This window comes from Streptomyces sp. NPDC051907, from assembly GCF_040681075.1.
In the GTDB taxonomy this organism is placed as follows: domain Bacteria; phylum Actinomycetota; class Actinomycetes; order Streptomycetales; family Streptomycetaceae; genus Streptomyces.
In genome coordinates this window covers 17,951-43,576 of the sequence record NZ_JBFAYB010000009.1, presented here as the reverse complement: position 1 = coordinate 43,576, position 25,626 = coordinate 17,951, and the positions used below count along the sequence as shown (strand labels likewise).

The window sequence follows — 25,626 nt, the reverse complement described above, 5'->3', positions numbered from 1 at the left end:
GTCCCGCATCGGACGGGACGCCCGGCTGGACACAGACGCCAGGCCTGGCGCGGACGCCCGCCCGGAGACCGCCGCCCCCGAGACCGCCCGCTCGGAGACCGACCCGGAGACCGACACGGACGCCGACGGACCGTCACAGCCAGCCACGACGAGCCGCTTCCGCTCCCGCGCGGAAGCGGCTCGTCGTGCCCAGGGCAGTGAGCAGCTCGCCGACGCGGCGGCTGTAGGTGCGCCCCGATATGCCGAGGCGCGTGGCGGCCGTCTCGTCGGTGAGCCCGGCCAGCAACGCCTCCAGCACCGGCCGCAGATGCGAGGGCAGCGCGCCGGGCCGGGCGTGGCCGCTGAGCTCGTCGGCCTGCTCCCACAGCGAGCGGTGGGTGCGGACCAGGGCCTGGACGACGACGGGGTCGCGGATCAGCTGCACGCCGTTGTAGTGCAGGTCGAGGTCGAGGGGGACCACGGCGACCGCGCGGTCGGCGACGACCATCTTGAACGGGATGGAGTCGGCCACCCGCGCTCCGCCGGGGCAGAGCCAGGGCTCGGTGATATGGGTCAGCCCGTGCCGGGGCGCGATCCGCCGGACCGTCGCGGCCTGCTCGCCCGCCGCCCGCACGCACGCCCCGGCGAACTCCAGGAATGGCTCCGGGATCTCATGGCCCAGCGCGCCCGCCGGATCGTCGAAGCTGAGCAGCTCATGGCGCGCCGAACGGATCACGCTCGTGAGCGCGGCCCGCACCTGCGCGGCTCCGTGGACCTTCTGCGGCGACGCCTCGCGCAGGATCGATCGCGAGACCTCGCGGCCGAGCACGGAGCCCTGAACCACCGACACGGCTGATCACCCCCGCCCTCACGCGACCCGTCCCCTGCGAGCCGCATTACGCAACTCCATGTACGCACATGACTGCGCAATGTGACAAGTGCCTGATCAGCACTGGCGAGTCCTTGCCAGTGCCCCCGCGGAGGCGGCTCGCCGGGCCACCCTTGGAGTCAGGGCCGAGCGCCGATCGGCCCCAGCGCGGGAGTTGCCCAGCAGACCGGGGCAACTCCCGCGTGCCGTTGCCGCATTGAGATCCATCCGCAATCCCTTCGTCTGCTCCATCCGGCCGCCCGGGACGTCACATACACAGAGTCTGACGATCCAGGGAGCCGAGATGAATCTCTGTGTGCGGGCGTACAGAGGAGTGCTGGCCGCCGTGCTGGCCGGGGGCGTGCTGCTGACCGCGGGCTGCGGGGCGGGCGGCCAGACGGGGAAGACGAGCGACAGCCGCGGCGGGAGGCAGGCTCCGCCGATGGTGCCGGACGGCGGGGGAGGGGCGCCGAGGGCCGTGGACGGAGACGGGCAGACGGACGGGACGGGCGCGGAGGAAGGGGAGCGCAAGAGCGACGACTTCGAGGAGTCCCGGCCGGCCCCCGACTATCTGTCGACGTTCGCGCTGGACGTGGACACCGCCTCGTACGGCTATGCGCGCCGCATGCTGGAGGACGGCCGGCTGCCCGACCCGGCGGACGTGCGGCCGGAGGAGTTCGTCAACAGCTTCCGCCAGGACTATCCGCGCCCGGACGGCGACGGCTTCTCGGTCTCGGTGGACGGAGCGCGCGCGAGCGAGAGCTGGTCCCTGGTACGGGTCGGCCTGGCCACCAAGCCCTCCGGCCGCAAGGGCGAGAGGCCCCCGGCGGCGCTCACCTTCGTCGTCGACGTCTCCGGCTCCATGGCCGAGCCCGGCCGGCTCGACCTGGTCAAGGAGTCGCTGGGGACCCTCACGGACCAGCTGCGCGACGACGACTCCATCGCCCTGGTGACGTTCAGCGGCGACGCCGAGACCCGGCTGCCGATGACTCGGCTCGACGAGGGCCGCGACCGGATCCACTCGGTGATCGAGTCCCTGGAGCCCGGCGACTCCACCAACGTGGAGGCGGGCGTGCGGACCGGGTACGACACCGCGGTCGAGGGCCGTCGGCGCGGAGCGGCCAACCGGGTCGTGCTGCTCTCCGACGCGCTCGCCAACACCGGTGAGACGGACGCGGACGCGATCCTGGAGCGGATCGAGGACGCCCGCCGCGAGTTCGGCATCACGCTCTTCGGGGTCGGCGTCGGCAGCGAGTACGGCGACGCGCTGATGGAGCGACTCGCCGACCGGGGCGACGGGCACACCACGTACGTCTCCGACAGCGAGCAGGCGCGGAAGGTCTTCGTCGAGCAGCTGCCCGCGCACATCGAACTGCGCGCCAGGGACGCCAAGGCGCAGGTGGCCTTCGACCGCTCGACCGTCGAGCAGTTCCGGCTCATCGGCTACGAGAACCGCGCGGTCGAGGACGAGGAGTTCCGCGACGACCGCGTGGACGGCGGCGAGGTCGGGCCCGGGCACACGGTGACGGCGCTGTACGCGGTACGGCTGCGGGAGGGCGCGAGCGGCCATGTCGCGACGGCGACGGTGCGCTGGCTGGACCCGAGGACGCGGGCGCCGCACGAGCGGACCGGCTCGGTGGAGGCGGGGGAGATCGACGGCGACCTGTGGGAGGACGGGTCCAAGCGCCTCCAGGTCACGGCGTGCGCGGCGTACTTCGCCCAGTCGCTGCGGGGCGGCGGCACGCTGCCGGGAGCGCCGGGACTGCGCGAGCTGGCCGAGCGGGCGCGGAAGCTGTCGGACGCGACGGAGGACGGCGCGGTGGGCCGGCTGGCTCAGGCGATAGACCAGGCGCGGCGGCTGCGCGACTGATCCGGAGTCAGGGGCGGGCGGGGCGGGCCCGGAGTGAGGGGCGGGCGGGGCGGACCCGGCGCACGTGGCTGGCGCCGTGGTCCAGCGCCTGGGCGGACAACGCGTCCCGGCCCGCCCCCGCTCGTCCCACTCGCCCCGGCTCGGGCCCAGCGTCGCGGCCCGTTCGCCCCGTTTCCGTAACCCGACTTGCCACTTTCCCATCCGTCCCGCCTGTCCCACCGAACACGGCTGCGAACAGGGCTCCCTCCAGCCATGATGTGGGCATGGCTGCCACCCTTCTTGCCCTCGCCGTCGTCTGCAACGGCCTCTACGCGGGCTTCATGCTGATCTTCCAGACCGGGATCATGCCCGCCCTCGCACGGCTGTCCGACGAGCAGTTCGTGCCCGCGATGCGCCGTATCAACGAGACGGTGCCCCGCCCCCTGTTCGTGCTCGTCTTCCTCGGGCTCGTCGCCTTCCCGGCCGTCTCCCTCGCCGTCCCGGGCGACGACCGCTCCGACACGCAGATGTGGCTGATCGTCGCCGGGCTCGTCTGCGGTGTGCTCAACCACCTCGTCACCGTCGGCGGGAACATCCCGCTCAACAACGCCCTCGCCGCCTCCGAGTCCGCCTCCCCGCGCGTGGCCGACCGCGAGGTGCGCGCCGCGTTCGAGGGGCGCTGGAACCGGCTGCACCTCGTGCGGACGGTGCTGATCGTCGCCGCGTTCGCCTTGCTCGTCGCCGCCTCGCTGTCCTGATCGAACGCCCTCCTCCCGCCTGTCTTCGCAGGACCGGAAACAGCCCCTGACGTGGGCTGTGATCTGCGCGGATCGATAGAATCGCGCCTGCGGAGGAGGAGGGCGGAGAGATGGTCGGAGGGACCGTGACGACAGGCGAGGGGCACGGCGATCCGCCGGCGTCCGACCGCATCGGCGCCAGAGAGCTCTCCTCGCTGGAAGTCCTCCTCACCTCCGGCAGACCACTCTGCCGCGCCGACCTCGCCGAGCAGTTGGGGATATCGGAGGCCCAGTCGGGAGAAGTGGTCGACCGGCTGCTGTCCGCCGGCCTGATCAGAGAGAAGGGCGAGAAGGAGCCGTCCGCGCGGACCCTGGTCCCCGGCGCCTCCGACCTCGTCTACGCGCGGCTGCTGGAGATACAGCAGGAACAGCTCGCCGGACAGATCCAGTTCCAGAGATCGACCACCTCGATCGTCAAGGCGCTCAGCGACCGGCTCCACGCCGGCGACGACGACCATCCGCAGTGGAAGGTGCTGCGCGGATACGAGCCAATCTCGGCGGCCCTGGAAGGGGCCGCCTACCGGGCCCGCCGCAAGGTGCTGAGCATGCACCCGGGGATACCGCTGTCGCCCGAGGACCTCGCCGACAGCCGGCCGCGCAATCAGCGCGCTCTGGACCGAGGCGTCGCGATGCGCTCGATACACCTCGCGTCGATGACGCGGGTGCCGCACGGGCGGTCCCATCTGGAGGCGCTGGCCGAGTCGGGCGTCAAGGTGCGGGTGGCGCAGTCCCTCCCCTTCCGGCTCATCGTGATCGACGATGTGATCGCCTACACCTCGATCAACGGAACGGACGGCGAGCCCGCGGCGCTCGAGCTGCGCGGACCCGAGCTGGTGCCGATGCTGCGCGAGGTGTTCGAGTTCTGCTGGCTGGACGCGCAGCCCGTGCGCGCCTCTGAGTCCGAGCCCGAGGGCCATCTGCTGTCGGAGCGGGGGCTGGCCATTGTGCAGCTGCTCTCCGAGGGACGCACCGACAGCGCGATGGCCCGGTCGCTGGGGGTCTCACCCCGCACGTTCCGCAGGCTGATCGGTCAGGTCATGGAGCAACTGGGCGCCGAGAGCCGCTTCCAGGCCGGCATCCGCGCCATGGAGCTGGGACTGCTCGGACGGTGGCAGCCCCCGGACGGCGAAGCGCGTTCTCGCTGATCGGCGGGGGCGGTGTGGCGGTGGAGCCGCTGGGCCAGGCGAGGTCCGCGGACGGACGGCGGACACAGCGGGACCTGTCGCGCGACGAGCTGTCCGGTATGAGGCAGGAAAGACGTTGCCTGCCGGTCGTCTTGTGCACTTTCTTCCCCTAACGGTGCGGACGGACGATACGCGTGCCGCGGTTCCCTCCCTGCCCCCAGCGTCGGCCGCCGGCCTCTCGGCAACATCACGAGGGGTCAGGCGCACGGCACACCGTGTGATCACGCAATCGGCATAAGTATGCAACTCCCCGGATGGAAGTCCAACCGGTGTAGACAACTTGGCGGGTTCCTTATGCCCCCCTCCAGTAGATGGCCGAACGGCACCCAACCGCCTCTGAAACGGGCTGGCCGTGGTGTGCCGTGACCGCAGCCGGACAGGCTCAGGCGCCGGTCAGCCGTTGAGTCGGCGGGCTCAGCAGTGATTGGCTCAACGGCCGGAAGCCAGCGACGGGTTCACGACTCGGCTCATCAGGGGGAAAGTTGAAGTACTCGATTTCCTGGAACAGCGGAGAGATCGTCACCACTGATCAGCGCTCGCTGCCGCACCAGGAGAGCCCGCTGCGCCTGACCACCGTGGACGGCGTCATCGACGCGATCCGCACTCTGGCGGTCAGGGGCGCGCCCGCCATCGGCATCGCCGGCGCGTTCGCCGTGGTGCTGTCGGCGCTCCATCATGGCGCGCGGACCGCCCTCGCGGAGGGCGAATCGGCGAAGAGCGCTCCCGCGTCGGGCGCCCGGTCCGCCGGCGCTCCCGCAGAAGGCACTCTGGCAGAAGGCGTCCTGGACGAGAAGGCCCAGGAGGCGGTGAAAGCGGACGCCGCCCGTATCGCGGCCTGCCGGCCCACCGCCGTCAACCTCTCCTGGGCGGTCGCCCGGGTGCTGGAGCGGCTGCCCGAGGGCACGGCCGCGCTCCTCGCCGAGGCCCAGGCGATCCTGGCCGAGGACGCCGAGGCGAACTCCGCCGCCGCCCGCCGTGCGGCGGACCTGGTCGAACAGCTCTGCCCCGACCGGCCGTTGCGCGCCCTGACCCACTGCAACACCGGCCGCCTCGCCACCGCGGCTGGCGGCACCGCGCTGGGCGCGATCCTCGAGCTCGCCGAGCGCGGCAGGATCGAGGAGGTGCTGGTCGACGAGACCCGGCCGCTGCTCCAGGGCTCCCGGCTCACCGCCTGGGAGCTGGGCGAGGCGGACGTCCCGTACCGGCTCTGCGTGGACTCGGCGGCCGCCTTCGCGATGGAGCGCGGCCTGGTCGACGTGGTGCTGGTCGGCGCGGACCGCATCGCCCGCAACGGCGACGTCGCCAACAAGATCGGCACCTACTCGCTGGCGGTCGCCGCCGCCCGCCACGGCATCCCGGTCGTGGTCGTGGCGCCCGAGTCCACCGTCGACGAGACCCTCGGCTCCGGCGCTGGCATCGTCGTCGAGGAGCGCAGCGCCGAGGAGGTGACCGCGGTCGCCGGGACCCGCACGGCCCCGGCCGGCGCGCGGGCGTACAACCCGGCCTTCGACGTCACTCCCGGCGAGCTGGTCGCCGCGGTGGTCACCGAGCACCGCGTGCTGGAGCCGGCCCGCGACGACCTGGCCGCGCAGGTCGCCGCGCACACCGTGCTCGTGCCCGACCACCCCGTCGAGGGCGTGGACTTCCAGGACCTGATGCCCGTGTACGCCCAGCCCCGGCTGGTCGACCGCCTTGCGCGGGCCGTGGTCGCGCGCTTCAGGGGCGAGTTCGACCATGTCGCGGGCATCGAGGCCCGCGGCTTCCTGCTGGGCACGGCCGTCGCGCAGGCCGCCGGCCTCCCGTTCGTCCCGCTGCGCAAGCCCGGCAAGCTGCCGCCTCCGGTGCACTCGGTGGAGTACGCGCTCGAATACGGCACGGACACCATGGAACTGGCGCACAGCGCGCTGCCCTTGGGGGCGCGCGTGCTGATCGTGGACGACGTGCTCGCGACCGGCGGCACCGCCGCGGCGGCCGTGAAGCTCGTGGAGCAGTGCGGCGCGGCGGCGGCCGGCTGCGCGGTGATCCTCGAGATCGCCGCTCTGGCGGGACGGGACCGGCTGTCCCTCCCGGTCTTCGCCGTGCGCGAGGTCTGATCCGGCTACCTGTGGCGGCCGTCGCACGGCCGCGCCTCACCGACTCGACGGTCCTCATACCGGTACCGCCTGCGGTCCCGGGCACCCGAAAGAGTATGATATGTGTGGAATTGTTGGATTGTTCGTTGGCTGTAGCGCCCTCTCGTACTGTCCCAAGAAGATGATCCTCGACTCGGCCTCACCCCCGTCGCAGGATCCCGAGGGGCCCGAGAAGCCCCCTGCCGACGCCCGCGAAGCGCCTCAGGACCCCGGCTACAACAGCCCGTTCAGGTCCTGGGACGCGCGGGCCAGCGTCCGCGCCACCGAGCGCCGGCAGCTGCGCGAGGGCGACGCGGCGCAGCCGTACTTCTCGCCCGAGCTGGTCCCGCTGGCCCGGCACAAGTACATCCAGGACCTGCGGCCCGACCTCTACGACGAGGTGCTGATCCAACACCTCTACCGCTACCTCGACTTCACCATGAAGCTCGAGCACCTCGTGGTGAACAGGACCGCCCTGGGCATCGCCCAGGGCACGATCGGCGTGGCCGTCCCCGAGGACATGCGGTTCGACGCGTACAAGGTGTACTGCGACGAGGCCTACCACGCCCTGTTCTCCATGGACCTGCTGCGCCAGGTCCGCAGGCGCACCGGCATCCAGCCGCGGCTGCCCGAACTGCCGTACTTCCTGCGCAGGCTGCAAGAACTCCAGGAGGCGGCGGGCCCCGGGCGACGCGATCTGATGGAGCTCGTCTTCGTCATCGTCTCCGAGACCCTGATATCGGGCAGCCTGATGGAGCTGCCGCAGGACGGCGACGTCGTCCCCGCGGTCCGCGAGGTGCTGCGGGACCACGCGCTGGACGAGGGCCGGCACCACACCTACTTCGCGATCTTCCTCAAGTACCTCTGGGGCCAGCTCGGCCCCGCCGAGCGGCGCATCGCCGCGCTGATGGTCCCGCAGCTGATCCACGCCTTCCTGCGGCCCGACACCGACGCCCTGCGCGCCGAGCTGAAGGGCTACGGCTTCACCGAGGACGCCGCCCGTCAGGTGGTCGCCGAGGTGCTGCCCGAGTCGCTGATCCGGGAGTCGGCCCGCTCCTCGGCCACGCAGACCATCCGGATGTTCACCGCGCTGGGCGCGCTCGACCTCCCCGAGGTGGCCGCCGAGTTCCAGGACCACGGCCTCATCTGAACGCCCCGGCGCGGAACGCGGCGCACCGCGCCAGATAGCCCTCCAGCTCCTGGGCGGCGAAGCGCTCGCGGTCCCAGTCGCCGGGCAGCACCAGATCGTCCGCGGCGCACACATACGCCGAGGCGGACCCGCCGGACACGAGCGCGAGGGGCAGCAGATCGTAGAACGGACCCTCGAAGTCGTCGGCGACGCGCCACTCCCGCTCGGACAGGCCGCTGAGCACCAGACCGGCGACGACGCCGTCGCCGGGCACCAGCCCCGGGAAGGGCCTCTCGCGCAGCGGCGCGTTCCGCCAGCCCGCCGCGGAGGCCGCACGGTGCTCCGGCACCCGGCCCAGCACCGCGTCGAGGACCTCGGGGAAGGTCAGGGATCCATAGACGAACAAGGTGTCCTGTCGACCCGTCAGACGATGCGCGGCCATATGCGTGGCTCTCCTCCTCGGTCCGTGCGCCCGCCGTTCGCGGCGCCGCGTCGGACGCCTCTCGTACGCCCTGTGCTCACCGGCAAGTTCACCAGCCGTCCCCCGCACGGCGACGGCGAGAGGGCTGGCCGCGTGCGGACGCGGCAGCAGACGGCCAGCCGGAGCGGTGGACCGGGCCGGGCCGCGGACAGAAAGATCCTCTTCATGACTGTGGAGCACGTCCTGCGCGAGACGACCCGAGTGGACGACGTGCTCGCGCTCGGCTGGGAAGACCTGCTGCGCTCCGAGGACCTCTTCCTCGGGGGCGACTGGCTGCGGGTCGCCCAGCAGACCGCCGGCGCCCCGATGCGCTATCTCGCGCTGTGCGAGCCGGACGGGGAGCGGGCGGCGCGGGCCGGGGGGCCCGACGCCGCCCTGGCGACCGCGCTCGCCACCGAGGAGTCCCCGTGGGTCCTCGGCCGCCCCGACACCCTGCTCCAGTTCAGCGCGGAGGCCGAGCGCGACGGCGCGGCCGAGCTGCTCGCCGCGCTGCCCGGGACGCCCGCCCAGGCCCTGCTCCCGAGCCTGGTGTGCGGCGGCAGGCACATGGGCCGCAGCCGTGTGCTGCGCGCGCCCGCCGCAGGCCGCGCCGCCGCCGAGCGGCTGGTCGCCCGCGCCGAGGAGATCGCCGCCGAGCACGGCGCGGCCTCCGTCGCCTTCCCCTTCGTCGAGGGCGGCGACGAGCTGCTGCGCGAGATCCTCGCCGCGCGCGGCTACCGCTCGCACCTCTCCGGCCGCTACAGCTCGCTGCCGCTGACGCCCGAGGGCTTCGAGGGCTACCTCCTGCGGCTCTCCGCCAAGCGCCGCCGCAGAGTCCGCACCGAGCGCCGCAAGATCGCCGAGGCCGGCGTCGAGATGCGGCTGGAGCCGCTGCGCCCCGAGCTGATCCCGCGCCTCGGCCTGCTCGAGGAGCAGCTGATGGCCAAGTACGGCATCGCCTGGAAGGCCGCGCAGACCGAGGAGGTCCTGCGCGAGACGGCCGCCAACTTCGGCGACGACGCCCTGGTGACGCTCGCGGTCGGCGACGGCGAGATCCGCGGCTTCGGCACTCTGCTGCGCTTCCGCGACCACTGGTACGCCCGGCAGGCCGGCTTCGACTACGCCTACCAGCAGCGCCTCGCCCTCTACTTCGAGACTCTCTACTACTTCCCCGTGGACAAGGCCGCCGAGCACGGCGTCACCGCCATCCACTACGGCCTGGGCAGCGAGGAGGCCAAGCTCTCCCGCGGCTGCGCGGCCGAAGACCAATTCGCGTACGTGCTGCGCCTGCAGCCGGAGGAGACTCCCCATGACTGACCGGACCACGCTCGCCATCGTGGAGACAGGGCGCGGATCGTACGGGCTGAAGCCGCTCGTCCTCGCCAGGGAACTCGGCTTCCGTCCGGTCCTGGTCACCGACGACCTCAGCCGGTACGCGGTCTGCGACGCCTCCCGCGCCGTGATCGACGGCGCCGTCCACGAGATCGTCCACGCCGACACCCGCGACAGCGAGGCGGTCCGCAAGGCCCTCCAGGAGTACCAGGACCGGGGCGAGCTCTGCGGCGTGCTGGCGGTCATCGACTACTACGTCGCCGTCGTCGCCGAGGTCGCCCACGCCTTCGGGCTGCCCGGCCTCGCGCCCGAGGCCGCCCACGCCGCCCGCAACAAGCTCCGCACCCGCGAGATCTGCGCCCGCGCCGGCGTCCCCGCGCCGCGCTTCTCCCAGGCGGTGACCCGCGAGGAGGCCCTCGCCTTCGCCCGCGAGGTCGGCTTCCCGTGCGTGGTCAAGCCGATGACGGAGGCGGCCAGCATCGGGGTGCGCCTGTGCCGTACGGAAGAGGAGGTCGCCGCGCACTACGACGTGCTGAGCGCGGCCCCCACCGATCTGCGCGGCCTGCCGCGGCCCGCGGGCGTCCTGATCGAGGAGTATCTGACCGGCTACGAGGTCAGCGTGGAGGTCGTCGCCACCGCGGCCGGCCGCCGGGTCCTCGGCCTCACCGACAAGACCCTCGGCCCGCACCCGGCCTTCGTCGAGACCGGCGAGACCTTCCCCTCCCAACTCCCGCCCGCCGTGCAGGAACAGGCGACCGAGGTCGCGCTGGCCGCGCTCGACGCCATCGGACACGACTTCGGCGCCGCCCACGTCGAGATCAAGACGACCGCCGAGGGACCCAAGCTGATCGAGGTCAACGCCCGCATGGGCGGCGCCCAGGTCGGCCGGAACATCAAGGAGGCCACCGGGATCGACCTCCAGCGCGAGGTCGTCCGGATGCACGCCGGGCTGGCGCCCGAGCTGACGGCCACCGCGCAGGCTGCCGCCGCCTCCCGCTATCTGACGGCCGCCGACGGCGGCGAGCTCGTCGCCGTCGACGGCGCCGAACTCGTCCACCGGCTGCCCGGAGTCTGCGACCTGGACGTCTACGCCCGGCCCGGCGACCGCGTCCAGCGCGCCCAGAGCAACGCCGACGTCCTCGGCCATCTCGTCGTACGCGCCGACACCCCGGCCGAGGCCGCCCGCTGGGCCGACACGGCGCTGCTCCAGCTCACGGCCCGGGTCCGCGCGTCGGCGGCCCGCGCGGACGAGCCGGCCGGCGCTCCCCGGTGAAGGGGCTCGGCGCCTCGCTGCCCCGGGGGAAGGGCGTGCGGTGGTTCGGCGCCGCGTGCTTCGTCAACGCCGTCGGCACGGGCGCCTACTACCCCTTCTCGCTCCTCTTCTTCCAGGCCGAGCTCGGCTTCTCGCTCTCCCGCATCGGCGCGGGCCTGACCGTCGCCGCCCTGATCGCGCTGCCCGCGCTGCCGCTGATCGGCAGGCTCGTCGACCGGTTCGGCCCCAAGTGGGTGCTGTTCGGCGCGGCGTCGGCGCGGGCCGGGGCGTTCGGGCTGTACCTCGTCGCGGGCGGCTTCTGGGAGTTCGTCGCGCTGAGCGTGGTCGTCGCGCTGAGCCTGCGCACCGAGCAGACCGCCTCGCCCGTGCTGGCGGGCACGCTCGCCGGCGAGGGACAGCAGGGGCGCTGGCTCGCCCTGTCCCGCTCCATGTTCAACGCGGGCTTCGGCTGCGGCGCGATGCTCGCCGGGTTCGCCGCCTCCGGCGACGGGGACGACCTCGCCCTGGTCGGCGCGGCCAACGCCCTCTGCATCGCTCTCGCGGCCCTGCTCTATCTGCCGCTCGCGGGCGAGAGGAGAGCCGCCGCGCCCGAGCGCGCGGAGCGCGACCTGGCCGCGGACAAGCCCTGGCGGAACCGCGGGTTCCTCGCCGCGGTCGCCGCCGGAGCGGGCCTGTGGACGATCGCCGTCGCGGTGGAGTCCGCCATGCCGGTGTACGTGATGAGGCATCTGCAGACCGGCCCCTGGCTGATCGGCGTGCTCTTCGCGATGAACACCGTGCTGCTCGCCCTGTGCCAGGTGCCCGTCGCCTACCGGCTCGAGCCCTACCGGCCCAGAAGGCTCGTGGCGCTCGGGGCCGTGCTGCACATCGCGCTGCTCGCCGCACTCGGCGTCGCGGGCGGCTTCGGCGCGGGCGCGCAGATCGGGCTGCTGGTCGTCGGCATGGCCGTCTACACGCTCGGCGAGCTGATGTCCTCGCACTCGCTGCTCCTCCTGCTCACCTCCCTCGCGCCGGAGCACCGGCGCGGCTCCTTCCTCGCCTTCAACCAGATCTTCATCGGCCTCGCCAACGCCGTGACCCCGCTGACGGTGACCCTCTTCCTCGACCACTCGGCGACCGGACTGTGGTGGGCGCTCGCCGCCTGCGCGGTCGCCGTCACCGTGATCGGCCGCCGCGGCCGCGCGCCCGCGGCGCCCGAGGAGAGCCCCCCCGTCGGCACGCTCGCCCATCCAGCAGGATCCCAAGGAAAGGACCACAAGGTGACCCTCACCGCTACGGACGTCTCCCTCGGCGGACCGGCCCACGTACTCATCGACGAGGCGCTCTCGCGGTACCCGCAGTACCGCGCCTTCCGGCGCGGCGAGCTCAGCCGCGCCGACTACTGTGCCTGGGTCGGCTCGGGCGCCGCGCCGCTGTCCGAGACCGGCCTGAACGAGGACCAGTTCAACCTCTCCACCCGGCTGCCGGTCAACGAGTGGGCGTACGCCGAGCGCATCCTGGAGGAGCTCAGCGACGCCGGGGTGATCGGCTCGACGGCCTACCCCGCCGACGAGTTCGAGACGCTGTGCGGCGCCGTCGCCGCCACGTTCCAGCACGGACCGCACAAGACGTACATCTTCCCGGAGGAGGCGCGGCTGCTCTTCGCCCTCGCCCACATCCTGGAGCCCCGCACCACCGTCTTCCCCGGCTCCTACTACGGCTACTGGGCGGTCTGGGCGATGCCCGGCATCATCGCCGCCGGCGGCGCCGCCACGCTCATCGACGTCAACACCGACACGATGCGCCGCGCCAAGGACAACCTGGAGGCCCTCGGCCTCAACAAGGGCGTCGACTACGTCACCGAGGACGCCATCGCCTTCGGCCGCACCCTGGACCGCGTCGACTTCTGCGTCCTGGACGCCGAGGGCCCCAAGGACGCCGAGGACCCGCTGCTGCGGGACAAGGCGATCTACGAGCCGATCATGCAGACCACCAGCCGCGCGATCCGCCCCGGCGGCGTCCTGCTGGCGCACAACATGCTCCTCCACAACCTCACGGACAACCGCTACTTCGCCGGCCGGATCGCGAACAACGAGGCGCAGTACGCCGGCTTCCACCGCCACCTGGACGAGTACTACGACGTCCAGGCCGTCTACCCGACCACCGAGGGCGTCGGCGTCTACCGCCGCTCCGACAAGGACTAGACCCCTGCGACCAGGGCCCGCCCCACGCCCTGCCCCGCCCCCATGCCCCAGACCCCACTGCGGATTGTGCGATGACTGAGAGCAGACAGCACCTGGTGATCCGCCGGCTGGTGACCGCGGATCTCGCCGCAGTGCTGGAGATCTACAACCACGCCGTGCGCTGGTCCACCGCCACGCTCGACACCCAGGAGAAGACGCCCGCCCAGATGCGGCACTGGCTGGACGGCCACGACGAGCGGTATCCGGCGGTCGCGGCCGAGGCCGACGGCAAGGTCGTCGGCTACGGCTCCCTCAGCCAGTTCGCCGCCCGCGGCGGCTACCGGGCCAGCGCCGAGATCTCCGTGTACGTGGATCCCCGGTCCCAGGGCGTCGGCGTGGGCACCGCGCTGAGCCGCTGGCTGACCCGGCACGCCGAGGAGGCCGGGCTCACCGGGGTCCTGGCCGTCATCACCTCGGACAACACCCGCTCCAGACGGCTGTTCGGCAACGCCGGATACACCTACACGGGCGTGCTGAGCGACATCGGGTACAAGCGCGGGACCCTGGTCGACCTCGCGCTCTACCAGCGGAGCTTCCCCGCCAACCGAGCCCGTTACGCGGGCCTGGCGGCGGGGGACGCGGGCGCCGCGGGCGGGGCCGACAACGGACTCGCCCGCGCCGTGCACGCCCAGGCGGACGCGGTCACCGAGCTGCTCAAGCACGACGAGGCGCCCGCCCTGGACGCGTCCCGCCCGATCGTCCTGGCGGGCGCCGGGCTCTCGCTGCACTCCTGCCGCACCGCCGCGGCCTGGGCGCGGCTGCTCAGCGGCGGCCGGATCCGGCCCGCCGTGCTGCCCGCGCACTCCCTGCACGCGGACTCCCTGCACGCGGACTCCCTGCACGCGGGAGAGCCGCTGCACGCCGACGACCAGCTGGTGCTGGTCAGCCCCGGCGACGCGGGGGAGCTGCCGGGACGGCTCCTGGACTCTGCCGCGTACGTCGTCGAGGGCGGGCAGGGCGGCCGCGGCGGCCGGAGCGGGGGAGGGCCGGGCGGGAGCAGCCACCCCGGCCAGGGCGCGCGGGCCGTCACCCGCGCCGCCGAACTGACCGTGCTGGCACAGCTGATCGCCGCGACCCTGGGCCAGGACACGGCGGACGAGCTGACGTCCGGGCTGAGCGCGGTCCCCGACGCGCTGCGCCGCACCCTGGACCTGCCGCTCTCCCCGCTCGCCGGACAGGCCCTGACCCAGGGCCGGCCCGCCCCGGTGGCGGTCGTGGGCGGCGGGCTCGACGCCCACAGCGCCGCCGAGGCCGCGGCGGCCCTCCACCGTCGCGCACACCGCTGGGCCGAGGGCGTCTGCCTCGACGCGGCCCTCGACTCGGCGCTGCACGGCGGCGCCGGCGACATCCTCGGATCGGCGGCGGCCGTATGCCTCATCCGGCCGCCGGAGCCCGCACGGCGGCAGGCCGACCGGCTCGCCGGCCGGCTGCGCTCGCTCGGCGTGCGCGTGGTCATCAGCAGCGACGACGAGGAATCAGACATGCCCTTCCCGCACGTCCCGTACCTGGCACGGCCGTTCGTCGCCACGGCGCCCTTCTGGCGGCTGGCGGCCGAGGGGACGGCGACCCGATGAACGTCACCGACGCCTACCTTCAGGAGTGCCGGTCCAAGGGCAGCGCCCTGCGGGACGTGGTCGCCCGCACCCGGTTCCCGCGCGCCTTCCAGGAGTGCTGGGGCCCGCGGATGCTGGCCCGGCCCCTGTTCGTGCCGCGGGCGGAGCTCGCCGCAGCCGCGCACGACGTCGAGACCGTCTTCGGCGCCCTCGGCTCGCTGCCCTTCCGCGCCTACGGCGGAGACCTGGAGCACTACTGCGCGCGGCTCGGCATCGAACCCGACAAGGCCGCGGTGCTGCGCCGGTTCGCCGCCGCCGAGCCCGTCCGCTACGGCCGGGCCGACCTCTACCACGACGGAGAGGACTTCAAGCTGCTGGAGTTCAACGTCGCGAGCGACCTGGGCGGCACGGACCGGGCCGAGATGCAGCGCTCCCTGCTGGACACCGAGCCGTTCGGCGCGTTCGCGCGCCGCCACGGCCTCGACTACGTCCACACCGGCGAGGAGATCGTCCGCGCGCTGCACACCGCCTGCCGGCCCGTCGCCGGGGAGCGCACCCCCGCCGTCGCGCTGATCTGCGCACCCGGCGGGCTCGCCCGCTTCGGCCATCTGCTGCTGGCGTTCCAGGAGATGCTGCACCGGCTCGGCCTGCCGATCACCCTCGCCGAGCTCGACGACATCGCCGAGACCCCGGCCGGACTGACGGCGGCGGGCCGGCCCGTCGACGCCGTCTTCCGGTTCTTCACGGTCGACGACGTCTGCGCGGACCCCCGGGCCGCCCGCCAGGCAGAGCTGGTCTTCCGGGCGCACGAGGAGGGCCGGGCGGTCCTGTGGACGCCCATGGACAGCTCCCTCTACTCCAACAAGGGCGCCCTGTCCCTGCTCTCCGACCCCGAGCACCGAGCCGTCCTCACCGAAGCGGAACGGCAGGCCGTCGACCGGCTGCTGCCCTGGACCCGGCTGCTCGCCGACGGCCCCGCCCAGGCCGGCGGCCGGACCGTCGACCTGATCGACCACTGCGTGGAGAACCGCACCCGGCTCATCGCCAAGCCGCTGCGCGACTTCGGCGGCGCCGGCATCCAGCCCGGCTGGGAGCTGAGCCCGCGCCAGTGGGAGAACGCCCTGCGCGAGGGCCTGAAGGACCACTACATCGTGCAGGAGCGGGTCACGCCCCGCGCCGAGCAGGTCGTGGACCCGCGGACGGCCGAGGTCCAGGACTGGATCGCCGCCTGGGGCCTGTTCGTCACGCCGGCCGGATACGCGGGCACGGACGTACGGGCTTCGCCGGCCGACTCGGGCGCGATCGTGAACTACGGAACCAACCAACGCACCCGCACCACAGGCGTCTTCACCTACTGATCACCCCGCTGCGGCCAGTCCCGTACACCCCTGATCGGCCCCCGGGCCGTTCAGGACCGTTCGATACAGTGACTGAGCAGCTGCCCCACCATCACCAGGAGTGACGTGTCTCCCGCTCTCAGCCCCGAAGCCTGGCTCGCTCAAGCGACGATCGCCCCCGAGATCAACGAGCTGCGGCCCGACTACCGCGCGCTGCTCGTCGTCGCCGAGGGGCTGCGCCCCGGCCCCAGCGACGAGATCAGCGAGCGGCTGCTGGCCGACGCCGAGCGCGTGGCCCGGGAGCGCTTCGCGGACACCCCGCTCGAGGATCACCCGCATATCGCGGCCTGGCGGGAGGCGTTCAAGGCCGCCGGGATGAAGCCCCAGCGCACCCGCCCCAGCGCGGACGCCCTGCTGCGCAGGCTCGGCGACGGGCTGCCCCGCATCAACCGGCTCACCGACATCTACAACGCGGTCTCCATCGCCCACGTCGTCCCGCTGGGCGGCGAGGACCTCGACCACTACCAGGGCCCCGCCCGGCTGGTCCGCGCCACCGGCGAGGAGACCTTCGACACCACCGCGAAGGGCGAGGCGGTCGTGGAGTCGCCGGACGCCGGCGAAGTGGTCTGGCGCGACGACCTGGGCGTCACCTGCCGCCGCTGGAACTGGCGCCAGTGCACCCGTACGCAGCTCACCGAGAAGACCACCCGCGCGCTGTTCATCCTGGACGGCCTCGGCGCGATGGACGACGCGGCGCTGGAGCGCGCGGGCGCGGCCCTGGTCGCCGGGTTCCGCGAGGCCAGCCCCGAGGTGCGGACGGCGGTGCGACTGGTGACGAGCACGTCGAGCGAGCCGGTCGCATGCTGATCCACCCCTGGGACGCCGCGTTCGACGACGGCGAGTGGCGCCAATGGCTGGCGGAGGGGCGGGACTTCGGGCACTTCAGCGTCAGCGGCGCGCCGGGCAGCCCGCCGGTCGTCCTGCCCAGCCACTTCCTTCTCGAAGGCGACACGGTCCTGCTGCACTTCGCCCGGGCCAACCCCGTCTGGAAGGCGCTGGAGGCGTCCTCCACGGTGCTGATCAGCGTCGCCGACGACTACACATACGTCCCCTCCGGCTGGCGCGCCAAGGACGGCGAGCCGACGGAGAGCGGCGTGCCGACGACGTACTACAGCGCGGTGCAGCTGATCGGCGAGGCGGAGATCGTCGACGACCCGGCCCAGAAGGCGGAGCTGCTGACCCGCCAACTCGCCCACCACCAGCCCGAGGGCGGCCACGCTCCCGTGCTGGCGGGGGAGCCGCCCTACGGCCGTCAGCTCTCGGTGATCCGGGGCGTGCGGATCCGCCTGACGTCGGTCGCGGCGAAGTTCAAGTACGACGACCACCGCCCGCCCGAGCAACGCGAACGCATCGCGAAGCGCCTGGCGGCCCGGAACGCCTTCAACGACGCGTCGGCCTCCCGCCAACAACTCCGCCGCCTACGCGACCAGCCCAGGGACTGACCTGCTGCCTTTCCGGCGTCGGGGCGATGGCCTCGACGCCGGGAGGGTACGTCGCCCAGCGGGGCGGCACATCCCTCCCGTCCGGCGGCTACGGCCAGCCCGCCCGGCGGGCAATTCCAGCCCGTCCGGCGTTTGAGGACAGAGCCCGCCCGGCGGGTACGGCCAGCCTGTCCGGCGGGCAATTCCAGCCCGTCCGGCGTTTGAGGACGCATCTCGAGCGGGGGCGGCGCACTCAGCCCGTCCGGCGTTTGAGGACGCACATCGCGTGGGGCGGCATATTCAGCCCGTCCGGCGATTGAGGACAGAACAAGCCCGTCCGGCGTTTGAGGACGAACCTCCAGCGGGGCCGCGCGCACATCAAGCCCGTCCGGCGCTTGAGGACAGAGCCCGTCCGGCGAGTGAGGACCCCCGCTTCAGACCACCGGGCTCCCGAACGACGACGACACCGCGCGAGCAACCCCCTCCGCCAACGCACCAACCTCCCCCACCCCCACCGTCGCCACCGTCACCCGCACCGCCGCCCCGCTCCGCAGCCGGAAGCGCGCGCCCGGCGCGACCACCCACCGGCCCACCAGCAGCGCCCCGAACGCAGCCGACTCGTCGGCCACCGGGACCCAGACGTTCAGCCCGGACCCCTCCATCGCCCGTACGCCCCGCTCCGCGAGCGCCGCCACCAGTGCCCGCCGGCGCTCGGCGTACCGCGCCGCCGCCTCCCGTACGCCGGCCCTCGCAGCCGGATCCCCGTACAGCTCCGCCACCGCCCGTTGCAGCAGCGGGCTGACGTCCGTCCCGGTTGCCAGCTGCCGTGCCCGGACGCGCTCGACCGTGCCCGGGTCGCCCGCCAGGACGGCCAGCCGCAGATCGGGGCCGAGCGCCTTGGACACCGAACGGACGTGGATCCAGCGGTCGGTGGCCCCGGCCAGCGTGTGCAGCGGATCGTCGACGAGCCCGGCGGCGTAGTCGTCCTCCAGCAGCATGACCCCGGGGTGCTCGGCCAGCACCGCCCGCAGCTCCTTCGCGCGCGCCTCGGAGATCGAGGCGCCGGTGGGGTTCTGCGCTCGGCTGGTCACCGCCACCGCGCGGGCCCCCGCGTCGAGCGCCTCCGCCAGGTCCTGCGGGGACGGGCCCTGCGCGTCCACGCGGAGCGGCACGGCCACGAGCCCCATCGCGCCCAGCAGGTCGAACAGCTGCGGCCAGCCCGGGTCCTCCACGGCCACGCGGTCCCCGGGCCTCAACTGCCCGGCGAGCGCCCGCTCCACGCCGTCCAGGGTGCCCGACACGACGGCCATCGCCTCGCACGGCACCCCGTCCGCGGCCATAGTGGGCCGCACCGCCGACGCTGCGGAATCCTCGCCGCCGCTCCCGTCCGCCGCGCGCGCCGCCGCGTCCTCCAGGGAGGGCAGCAGCGCCGGGTCGGGGCACCCAGTCGACAGGTCCCGCAGCTCCCTCAGGTCCCGCGGCCCGGCGGGCGGCGGCGCGGCGGGCGGCGGCGCGGCGGGCGTCGAGGTGTGGTGCGGCGCGGCGGGTGTTCGCCGCGACGGCAGGGATCTCGGCCGTATGCGGCTGCCCCGTCTGCCGCCGGTCTCTATGACGCCGCGCTCGCGCAGCAGCCGGTAGGCGGAGGCGACGGTGTTGGCGTTCACGCCCAAGTCGGCGGAGAGCTGCCGTACGGGCGGCAGCACCGTCCCCGCCGGCATCAGGTCCGCGGCCACGGCGGCCTCGACGCTCTCGGCGATGCCGCGGGCGCTGCGGCCCTCGATCAGCGACGCGGCTGGATTCCCCGCCATGCTCCCCGTGTCTCCCCCCGGTTCCCCCGGCTCTTCACGCACCCTACAGAGAGAGGAAGTTCTCGATCAGCGTGCGCACGTTCCGCCGGTAGGCGGGGTAGTGCAGCGGCACGTCGTCCCTGGCCGCGGCGACGACCGCCGCGTCCACCGCCTCCCCGGGGGGCGCGTCCGCGGCCGAGCCCAGCCACGCCTGAAGCAGCCGGTCGTCGACTTCGACGTGATACTGCACGCCGTAGCCGCGTTCGCCGATACGGAACGCCTGATGAGCCGCGCCGGATTCCGAGTACGCCAAGGACTCGGCCCCTGAGGGGAGTTCGAAGGAGTCGGCGTGCCACTGGAACATGTGCTGTTTCTCCGGCAGCCCGGAGAAGAGAGGGTCACGCGTGCCCGCTTCGGTCAAACGTACGGGCTGGAATCCGAAATTTACCCGGGCGCCGCGGTGAATGACGGCGCCCATGGCATGAGCCAGGACCTGCGCCCCCAGACAGATCCCCAGACAGGGCTGCCCGCGCTCCACCGCGCTGCGCAGCAACTCCTTCTCCCGGGCCAGATACGGGTGGAGGTCGTCGTCGGCCGCGTGCTGCCCGCCTCCCAGGACGATGACGGCGTCGTGCTCGAGCAGCCGGACGGGCACGGGGTCCTTCAGCGCGTAGACGACGTCGTATCCGACTCCGGCCTCGTCTAACGCCGAGCCGATGTCTCCCTCCGACGCGGTGGCGCTGTTCTGGACTATCAGAATCCGAGACAAGAGGGACGGCTCCTTAATGGCAGCGGATTATTTATTGAAGTAGGAGACGAGAAGCCCGGCGGCGACCGCCCACATCATGCAGCCGACGGCGATGTCCAGGATTTTCCAGGCCAATGGCTTCTTGAAATACGGAGCCAGCAGAGTGGCGCCGTAAGCGAGACTGAAGAACCAGGTCGCCGATGCGATCATGGCTCCGATTCCGAAAGCGAAACGCTCGAAACCGATGTAATGAGAGCCGACGCTTCCGACGAGTACGACGGTGTCGAGATATACGTGCGGGTTCAGCAGGCTGAGCGCGAGAGCGGCAATTGCGGTGGATCGGAGAGTGCCGACCGGAGCACTTGCCTCCACGTCCATGCTTTTCACCTGGGCGGCCGAGCGGAACGCCTTGACGCCGTAGAAGAGCAGGAACAGGGCACCGCCCCAGGTGGCGATCGCGGTGACGGTCGAGCTGGCCGCGATGGCCGTGCCCACACCGGCCACGCCGATCGCGATCAGCGTGATGTCGCAGATGGCGCTGACGCCGGCCACCGCCAGGACGTGCTTGCGCATCAGCCCATGACGGATGACGAACGCATTCTGGGCGCCGATCGCAATGATCAGGCCGGCTCCGACGGCGAATCCCTGTACCAGGGGTACGGCAGTCAACATTATCCCTTTCCATGCGTGGAGCGCTTTTCCCTTGCGGGTCGGTGCGCTCCGGCAATAGACGGATTCGCGACCCCCATTTGCGCCGACAGTTCCACAGCTTGAATCATGTAGTTCCCTCGCGAACAGTGTCAAGCCTGGCCTACCGCGCCACCCCCTATCCACCTGGCCGATGGTGGCCATAACGGCCATGGCACCAACTGGCCAGTGCGGCGTGTGCCGATTCCTGGTAAATGTCTGAGTGGCGACTGCGAGGATCTTGCATGCGACCGACGGCGGCCGAACCGTTCAGGAGCGTTCCGGCCGCCTTCATCACGCCGAATCCTGAGGAGTGGCCCACGGTGGCAATCACAATCGATCAGGAGGCCCGGACGGCCTTGACGCCGGACCTGGTGACCATGTCGCGCGCGCTCTACCGCCGCGGCTGGATGGAGGGCACCTCGGGCAACCTCTCCGTCCGCTCCGCCGACGACGCGAGCGTGGTCCTGGTGACCGCGAGCGGCCGCTCCAAGGGCGAGCTCGCCGACGAGGACATCGTGCCGGTGGACCTCGCCACGGCGAAGCCGCTGCGCACCGGCGGACCGCGGCCCTCCGCGGAGACGTCCATCCACACGGCGCTGTACCGGTCGGCCCGCGACTGCGAGGCGGTCATCCACGCCCACGCGCCATATGCCACCGCCGTGGCCTCCCTCGCCGCCCGGCGCGGCGAGAGCTCCGTGCGCATCGAGGACTTCGAGCTGATCAAGGGCTTCGGCCTCGCGGACCCCTCGTCCGTCACCGTCCCGGTCTTCCCCAACTGGCCCGACGTGCCGCGGATCGGCGCGGACGTGGAGGCCCACTACAGCGCCCTCGGCGCGGCGGGCGACGCGCCTGTGCCCGTGCTGCTGATCGCCCACCACGGCGCGACCGTCTGGGGCCCGACCCTGGAGGCGGCCCGCAACCGCCTCGAATGCCTGGAAGGCATCTGCCAGTTGCTGCTGCTGACCCAGCAGCACGGCTGAGGAGGCGCGGGACGCACGCTTGCCTGACCTGACCTGACCTGACCTGACCTGACCTGACCGAGTTGACCTGGCCTGGCGTGACCGGAGCTGACCCTGACCCGAGCTGATCCGACTCGCTGAGCCTGCCGACACCCCGCCGTAGCCCCTGAAGCCCGCCGAACCCCCCACCACCGCCCAGCCATCCCACCGCCCAGCCATCCCGCCGCCCAGCCATCCCACCGCCCAGCCATCCCACCGCCCAGCCATCCCACCGCCCAGCCATCCCGCCGCCCCGCCGACCTGCCGAGAGGACCGGACCCCATGACGCTGCTGCGCACCATGCCGGTAGACGACCCGAACAGCACCCTGTTGAGCACCGAGGACCCGGCCGAGATCGCCAAGTTCCTGGGCGAGGCCGGCATTCACTACGAGCGCTGGAGCACCGACCGCGGCCTCGCCGAGGACGCCGGCCAAGAGGAGATCCTCGCCGCGTACCGCACCGAGATCGACGCGGTCAGCGCCTCCAACGACTACCGCTTCATCGACGTCGTCCAGATGCGCCCGGCCCCCGACGACCCGGAGTGGCCCGAGAAGGCGCACGCCGCCCGCAGCCGCTTCCTGGAGGAGCACCGCCACGCCGAGGACGAGGTCCGCTTCTTCCCGGCCGGCCGTGGCTGCTTCTACCTCCACATCGACGACCGCATCCACGCCGTCGTCTGCGAGGCCGGCGACCTGCTGTCGGTGCCCGCGGGCACGGTGCACTGGTTCGACATGGGCAGCGTCCCCGAGTTCACCGCGGTCCGCTTCTTCCAGAAGGAGGACGGCTGGGTCGGCGACTTCATGCCGGAGTCCGTCGCCTCCAGGTTCCCGACGCTCGACCAGATCCAGGCTGAGCGGTGATCCGTACCGTCGTCCTGGACATCGAGGGCACGACCAGCTCGCTGTCGTACGTACGGGACCACCTCTTCCCGTACTCCCGCCAGCGGCTGGAGACCTGGCTGCGCAAGCCGCTCCCCGAGGTCGCCGAGATCGCCGCCGAGATCCGCGCGCGCGTCGGCGACCCCGACGCGACCGCCGACGCGCTGGCGGACGCCCTGCGCGGCTGGATCGACGCCGATGTCAAGGAGCCCTCGCTCAAGTCCCTGCAAGGGCTGATCTGGCAGGACGGCTACGCCTCGGGCGAGCTCGTCTCGCACGTCTACGACGACGTCCTGCCCGCCCTGAAGCGGTGGACGGAGCAGGGGGCGACGCTGTACGTCTTCTCCTCCGGCTCGGTCCTCGCCCAGAAGGACTGGTTCCGGCACACCGGCAGCGGTGACCTGCTGCCCTTCTTCTCCGGCCACTTCGACACCCGCGATCCCGGCCCCAAGGCGGATCCCGCCTCGTACGAGTCGATCGCGAAGCAGGCGGCGGCCGAGCCCGCCGAGACCCTGTTCTGCTCGGACAGCGAGCCGGAGCTGGACGCGGCGCGGGCGGCCGGCTGGCGCACGCTGGGCGTGCAGCGCCCGGACGGCGCGGCGACGACCGTCCAGGGCCACCCCACGACGGACTCCTTCGACGGGGTGGACCTGTGACGTCCTCGCCCAAGCGGCCCGCCGCCCGGCCGCCAGGGACCCCGCAGCCCAGCAGCCCGTCTGGCAGTCGGGGACCCAGCAGTCAGGGACCCGTCAGCCCGTCTTCGCCGTCATGACGGCCGCGTTCCGCGAGCAGCGGCGCCAGACGCCCGGCACGGCAGCGGAACGACCGACCTCCCCAGCTCTCGCTCGACACCAGGAGAACCACGTATGAGCCAGGCAACCGATCCTGCACGCCAGGCAGCCGAACCCGAACACCAGACAGCGGAACCCGCACGCCAGACAGCCGAATCCGTCCGGGCCGAGATCGGCGTCATCGGCGGCAGCGGCTTCTACTCCCTGGTGCAGGGCGCCCGCGAGGTGCCGGTGAGCACGCCGTACGGCGACCCCTCCAGCCCGCTGATGATCGCCGAGGTGGCGGGCCGGACCGTCGCCTTCCTGCCTCGGCACGGCGAGAACCACGCCTTCCCGCCGCACCGCATCAACTACCGCGCCAACCTGTGGGCGCTGCGCTCGGTGGGCGTACGGCAGGTGCTCGCCCCGTGCGCCGTGGGCTCGCTGCGCCCGGACTACGGGCCGGGCCGGATCCTGATCCCCGACCAGCTGGTGGACCGTACCCACGGGCGGATCCAGACGTACTTCGACCAGGGCGCCGTCCACGTCCCCTTCGCCGACCCCTACTGCTCGGCGGGCCGCGAGACCGTCCTGAAGACCGCGGCGGACAGCGGCGTGACGGGCGTCGTCGACGGCGGGGCGATGGTCGTCATCGAGGGCCCGCGCTTCTCCACCCGCGCCGAGTCCCGCTCCTACGCCCGCCAGGGCTGGCCGATCGTCAATATGACCGGCCACCCCGAGGCGGTCCTGGCCCGCGAACTCGCCCTCTGCTACACCGCCATCGCCCTGGTCACCGACCTGGACGCGGGCGCGGAGGCGGGGCAGGGCGTGAGCCAGGCGGAGGTATTCGCGGCGTTCGGGAGGAACATCGAGAAGCTCCGCGAGCTGCTGCTCCATGTGATCGGCGCGATGCCGAAGAGCCGCGACTGCGCCTGCACGACGGCGCACGATGGGCTGACGCTGCCCATCGAGCTCCCCAACTGACCCCGTTCGCCCGTCGGCCCGCACGCCGGCCCGGCCGCGCCACTCTCCACCACCTGCACTGTCTCCACCACCCGCACTGTCTCCGCATGTCCGAGCGAGAGGGATGTACCGCCCATGTCACTGGTGAACGCGCACAACGAGTGGGACCCGCTGGAAGAGATGATCGTCGGTGTCGCGGAGAACGCCCGGGTGCCCTCGCCTGACCCCGGCCTCTTCGCCCTGGACTACTGCGAGCACCACGAGAGCCCGGACGAGATCCCGTCCGGCCCGTACGACCAGAAGGTCGTCACCGAGGCCCACGAGGACCTCGAGGCGTTCGTCGAGCTGCTCCAGGGCGAGGGCGTGACCGTGCGCCGGCCCGACGTCACCGACCACGCCAAGCCCTTCGGCACGCCCGACTGGCAGACCGACGGCGAGTACAACTACTGTCCGCGCGATGTGATCCTGCCCGTCGGGCAGACGATCATCGAGACCCCGATGGCGCTGCGCTCGCGCTTCTTCGAGCCGTTCGCCTACAAGAACATCCTGCTCGACTACTTCAAGAGCGGCGCCAAGTGGATCTCCGCTCCCAAGCCCCGCCTGCTGGACGACACGTACCACGTCCGCCCGGAGACCGGCCTTCCGCTGGCGAACCTGGAGCCGGTCTTCGACGCCGCCAACGTGATGCGCGTCGGCAAGGACATCCTCTACCTGGTCTCGTGCAGCGGAAACGAGCTGGGCGGCCAGTGGCTCCAGCAGATCCTGGGCGACGAGTACCGCGTCAACTTCATCCGCGGCGCGTACGAGGGCACCCACATCGACACCACGATCATGGTCGTCCGCCCGGGCCTGGTGGTGCTGAACCCGGAGCGCATCCGCGAGGACCAGATCCCGCCCGTCTTCAAGAACTGGGACATCATCTGGGCGCCGGAGATGGGCGACACGGGCTACGCCTGGGACTACCCGCGCGCCTCCATCTGGCAGGGCATGAACTTCATCATGATCAACCCGGACCTGGCGGTCGTCAACGACCAGCAGGGCCCGCTCATCAAGGAGATCGAGAAGCGCGGTGTGACCGTCGCGCCGCTCAAGATGCGCCAGGCGCGCACCCTCAGCGGAGGCTTCCACTGCGTGTCGGTGGACGTCAGGCGCCGGGGCTCGCTGGAGGACTACTCCTCCTGAGCCCGTTGACGCCGACGCCACGACGTCCCAGGCT

22 protein-coding genes are annotated in these 25,626 nt (G+C 72.4%); 17 read left to right on the top strand and 5 right to left on the bottom strand.

The window, feature by feature from the left end:
- Nucleotides 1-133: 133 nt before the first annotated feature.
- Nucleotides 134-829 carry a DNA-binding response regulator gene (locus AB0M39_RS08525; protein WP_365361585.1) on the bottom strand — a complete coding sequence of 232 codons (696 nt, stop codon included), beginning with the start codon at nucleotides 827-829 and terminating at the stop codon, nucleotides 134-136.
- A gap of 322 nt (nucleotides 830-1,151) precedes the next feature.
- On the opposite strand from AB0M39_RS08525, the gene AB0M39_RS08520 reads away from it, so the two are divergent.
- The 5 genes from AB0M39_RS08520 to AB0M39_RS08500 all read left to right on the top strand — a co-directional run bounded on the left by AB0M39_RS08520 (nucleotide 1,152) and on the right by AB0M39_RS08500 (nucleotide 7,938).
- The gene (locus tag AB0M39_RS08520) at nucleotides 1,152-2,717 is read left to right on the top strand and encodes a von Willebrand factor type A domain-containing protein (RefSeq protein WP_365361583.1); all 1,566 of its coding nucleotides are present in this window, start codon (nucleotides 1,152-1,154) and stop codon (nucleotides 2,715-2,717) included.
- A 263-nt stretch (nucleotides 2,718-2,980) separates the two neighbouring features.
- On the top strand, nucleotides 2,981-3,454 hold the full coding sequence (locus AB0M39_RS08515) for an anthrone oxygenase family protein (protein ID WP_365361581.1): 474 nt from the start codon (nucleotides 2,981-2,983) through the stop codon (nucleotides 3,452-3,454).
- Between the two features lie 110 nt (nucleotides 3,455-3,564).
- Entirely contained in the window at nucleotides 3,565-4,638 is a 1,074-nt protein-coding gene (locus AB0M39_RS08510; protein WP_365361579.1) for a LuxR C-terminal-related transcriptional regulator, read from the top strand.
- Nucleotides 4,639-5,159: 521 nt separating this feature from the next.
- Entirely contained in the window at nucleotides 5,160-6,770 is a 1,611-nt protein-coding gene (gene mtnA / locus AB0M39_RS08505) for an S-methyl-5-thioribose-1-phosphate isomerase (RefSeq protein ID WP_365361577.1), read from the top strand.
- A 160-nt stretch (nucleotides 6,771-6,930) separates the two neighbouring features.
- Entirely contained in the window at nucleotides 6,931-7,938 is a 1,008-nt protein-coding gene (locus AB0M39_RS08500) for a diiron oxygenase (protein WP_365361575.1), read from the top strand.
- On the opposite strand, the gene AB0M39_RS08495 is transcribed toward AB0M39_RS08500, so the two are convergent.
- A complete protein-coding gene (locus tag AB0M39_RS08495; RefSeq protein ID WP_365361573.1) occupies nucleotides 7,931-8,359 on the bottom strand; it encodes a gamma-glutamylcyclotransferase family protein in 429 nt (142 codons plus the stop codon). The genes AB0M39_RS08500 and AB0M39_RS08495 overlap by 8 nt on opposite strands.
- Before the next feature lie 204 nt (nucleotides 8,360-8,563).
- Here AB0M39_RS08495 and AB0M39_RS08490 point away from each other — a divergent pair, with 204 nt between their 5' ends.
- From AB0M39_RS08490 to AB0M39_RS08460, 7 genes are all read left to right on the top strand, one after another.
- Nucleotides 8,564-9,694: a GNAT family N-acetyltransferase gene (locus AB0M39_RS08490; protein WP_365361571.1), complete on the top strand. Its 1,131-nt coding sequence runs from the start codon at nucleotides 8,564-8,566 to the stop codon at nucleotides 9,692-9,694.
- The gene (locus tag AB0M39_RS08485; RefSeq protein WP_365361569.1) at nucleotides 9,687-10,982 is read left to right on the top strand and encodes an ATP-grasp domain-containing protein; all 1,296 of its coding nucleotides are present in this window, start codon (nucleotides 9,687-9,689) and stop codon (nucleotides 10,980-10,982) included. The genes AB0M39_RS08490 and AB0M39_RS08485 overlap by 8 nt, the downstream gene beginning before the upstream one ends.
- Entirely contained in the window at nucleotides 10,979-13,165 is a 2,187-nt protein-coding gene (locus AB0M39_RS08480; RefSeq protein WP_365361567.1) for an MFS transporter, read from the top strand. Before AB0M39_RS08485 ends, AB0M39_RS08480 begins: the two co-directional genes overlap by 4 nt.
- A 71-nt stretch (nucleotides 13,166-13,236) precedes the next feature.
- Nucleotides 13,237-14,778, top strand: a complete 1,542-nt coding sequence (locus tag AB0M39_RS08475; RefSeq protein ID WP_365361565.1) for a GNAT family N-acetyltransferase — start codon at nucleotides 13,237-13,239, stop codon at nucleotides 14,776-14,778.
- Nucleotides 14,775-16,115 (top strand): hypothetical protein, encoded by a 1,341-nt coding sequence (locus AB0M39_RS08470; RefSeq protein WP_365361563.1) that lies wholly within the window; start codon nucleotides 14,775-14,777, stop codon nucleotides 16,113-16,115. Before AB0M39_RS08475 ends, AB0M39_RS08470 begins: the two co-directional genes overlap by 4 nt.
- 105 nt (nucleotides 16,116-16,220) lie before the next feature.
- On the top strand, nucleotides 16,221-16,961 hold the full coding sequence (locus AB0M39_RS08465) for a phenylalanine--tRNA ligase beta subunit-related protein (protein WP_365361561.1): 741 nt from the start codon (nucleotides 16,221-16,223) through the stop codon (nucleotides 16,959-16,961).
- Nucleotides 16,955-17,596, top strand: coding sequence for an FMN-binding negative transcriptional regulator (locus AB0M39_RS08460; RefSeq protein ID WP_365361559.1), 642 nt, complete (start codon nucleotides 16,955-16,957; stop codon nucleotides 17,594-17,596). The genes AB0M39_RS08465 and AB0M39_RS08460 overlap by 7 nt, the downstream gene beginning before the upstream one ends.
- 413 nt (nucleotides 17,597-18,009) lie before the next feature.
- On the opposite strand, the gene AB0M39_RS08455 is transcribed toward AB0M39_RS08460, so the two are convergent.
- The 3 genes from AB0M39_RS08455 to AB0M39_RS08445 are packed head-to-tail and all read right to left on the bottom strand — an operon-like array spanning nucleotide 18,010 to nucleotide 20,782.
- Nucleotides 18,010-19,383 (bottom strand): aminotransferase class I/II-fold pyridoxal phosphate-dependent enzyme, encoded by a 1,374-nt coding sequence (locus AB0M39_RS08455; protein ID WP_365361557.1) that lies wholly within the window; start codon nucleotides 19,381-19,383, stop codon nucleotides 18,010-18,012.
- A 43-nt stretch (nucleotides 19,384-19,426) separates the two neighbouring features.
- Nucleotides 19,427-20,131 carry a type 1 glutamine amidotransferase gene (locus tag AB0M39_RS08450; RefSeq protein WP_365361554.1) on the bottom strand — a complete coding sequence of 235 codons (705 nt, stop codon included), beginning with the start codon at nucleotides 20,129-20,131 and terminating at the stop codon, nucleotides 19,427-19,429.
- 27 nt (nucleotides 20,132-20,158) lie between these two features.
- Entirely contained in the window at nucleotides 20,159-20,782 is a 624-nt protein-coding gene (locus AB0M39_RS08445; protein WP_365361552.1) for a LysE/ArgO family amino acid transporter, read from the bottom strand.
- Between the two features lie 338 nt (nucleotides 20,783-21,120).
- Here AB0M39_RS08445 and mtnB point away from each other — a divergent pair, with 338 nt between their 5' ends.
- The 5 genes from mtnB to AB0M39_RS08420 all read left to right on the top strand — a co-directional run bounded on the left by mtnB (nucleotide 21,121) and on the right by AB0M39_RS08420 (nucleotide 25,592).
- Nucleotides 21,121-21,780: a methylthioribulose 1-phosphate dehydratase gene (gene mtnB / locus AB0M39_RS08440; RefSeq protein ID WP_365361550.1), complete on the top strand. Its 660-nt coding sequence runs from the start codon at nucleotides 21,121-21,123 to the stop codon at nucleotides 21,778-21,780.
- Between the two features lie 300 nt (nucleotides 21,781-22,080).
- The gene (locus AB0M39_RS08435; RefSeq protein WP_365361548.1) at nucleotides 22,081-22,659 is read left to right on the top strand and encodes a cupin; all 579 of its coding nucleotides are present in this window, start codon (nucleotides 22,081-22,083) and stop codon (nucleotides 22,657-22,659) included.
- Nucleotides 22,656-23,333 carry an acireductone synthase gene (mtnC, locus tag AB0M39_RS08430; protein ID WP_365361546.1) on the top strand — a complete coding sequence of 226 codons (678 nt, stop codon included), beginning with the start codon at nucleotides 22,656-22,658 and terminating at the stop codon, nucleotides 23,331-23,333. Before AB0M39_RS08435 ends, mtnC begins: the two co-directional genes overlap by 4 nt.
- 210 nt (nucleotides 23,334-23,543) lie before the next feature.
- Nucleotides 23,544-24,431, top strand: coding sequence for an S-methyl-5'-thioadenosine phosphorylase (locus AB0M39_RS08425; protein WP_365361544.1), 888 nt, complete (start codon nucleotides 23,544-23,546; stop codon nucleotides 24,429-24,431).
- Nucleotides 24,432-24,545: 114 nt separating this feature from the next.
- A complete protein-coding gene (locus tag AB0M39_RS08420; RefSeq protein WP_365361542.1) occupies nucleotides 24,546-25,592 on the top strand; it encodes an inosamine-phosphate amidinotransferase 1 in 1,047 nt (348 codons plus the stop codon).
- Nucleotides 25,593-25,626 lie beyond the last annotated feature (34 nt).

Coding starts and splice junctions, on each gene's coding strand:
- AB0M39_RS08500 (WP_365361575.1), top strand. CDS start 6,931: ATGATCCTCGACTCGGCCTCACCCCCGTCGCAGGATCCCGAGGGGCCC.
- AB0M39_RS08425 (WP_365361544.1), top strand. CDS start 23,544: ATGAGCCAGGCAACCGATCCTGCACGCCAGGCAGCCGAACCCGAACAC.
- AB0M39_RS08515 (WP_365361581.1), top strand. CDS start 2,981: ATGGCTGCCACCCTTCTTGCCCTCGCCGTCGTCTGCAACGGCCTCTAC.
- AB0M39_RS08490 (WP_365361571.1), top strand. CDS start 8,564: ATGACTGTGGAGCACGTCCTGCGCGAGACGACCCGAGTGGACGACGTG.
- AB0M39_RS08470 (WP_365361563.1), top strand. CDS start 14,775: ATGAACGTCACCGACGCCTACCTTCAGGAGTGCCGGTCCAAGGGCAGC.
- AB0M39_RS08475 (WP_365361565.1), top strand. CDS start 13,237: ATGACTGAGAGCAGACAGCACCTGGTGATCCGCCGGCTGGTGACCGCG.
- AB0M39_RS08520 (WP_365361583.1), top strand. CDS start 1,152: ATGAATCTCTGTGTGCGGGCGTACAGAGGAGTGCTGGCCGCCGTGCTG.
- AB0M39_RS08510 (WP_365361579.1), top strand. CDS start 3,565: ATGGTCGGAGGGACCGTGACGACAGGCGAGGGGCACGGCGATCCGCCG.
- AB0M39_RS08495 (WP_365361573.1), bottom strand. CDS start 8,359: ATGGCCGCGCATCGTCTGACGGGTCGACAGGACACCTTGTTCGTCTAT.
- AB0M39_RS08445 (WP_365361552.1), bottom strand. CDS start 20,782: ATGTTGACTGCCGTACCCCTGGTACAGGGATTCGCCGTCGGAGCCGGC.
- AB0M39_RS08455 (WP_365361557.1), bottom strand. CDS start 19,383: ATGGCGGGGAATCCAGCCGCGTCGCTGATCGAGGGCCGCAGCGCCCGC.
- AB0M39_RS08435 (WP_365361548.1), top strand. CDS start 22,081: ATGACGCTGCTGCGCACCATGCCGGTAGACGACCCGAACAGCACCCTG.
- AB0M39_RS08460 (WP_365361559.1), top strand. CDS start 16,955: ATGCTGATCCACCCCTGGGACGCCGCGTTCGACGACGGCGAGTGGCGC.
- AB0M39_RS08485 (WP_365361569.1), top strand. CDS start 9,687: ATGACTGACCGGACCACGCTCGCCATCGTGGAGACAGGGCGCGGATCG.
- AB0M39_RS08420 (WP_365361542.1), top strand. CDS start 24,546: ATGTCACTGGTGAACGCGCACAACGAGTGGGACCCGCTGGAAGAGATG.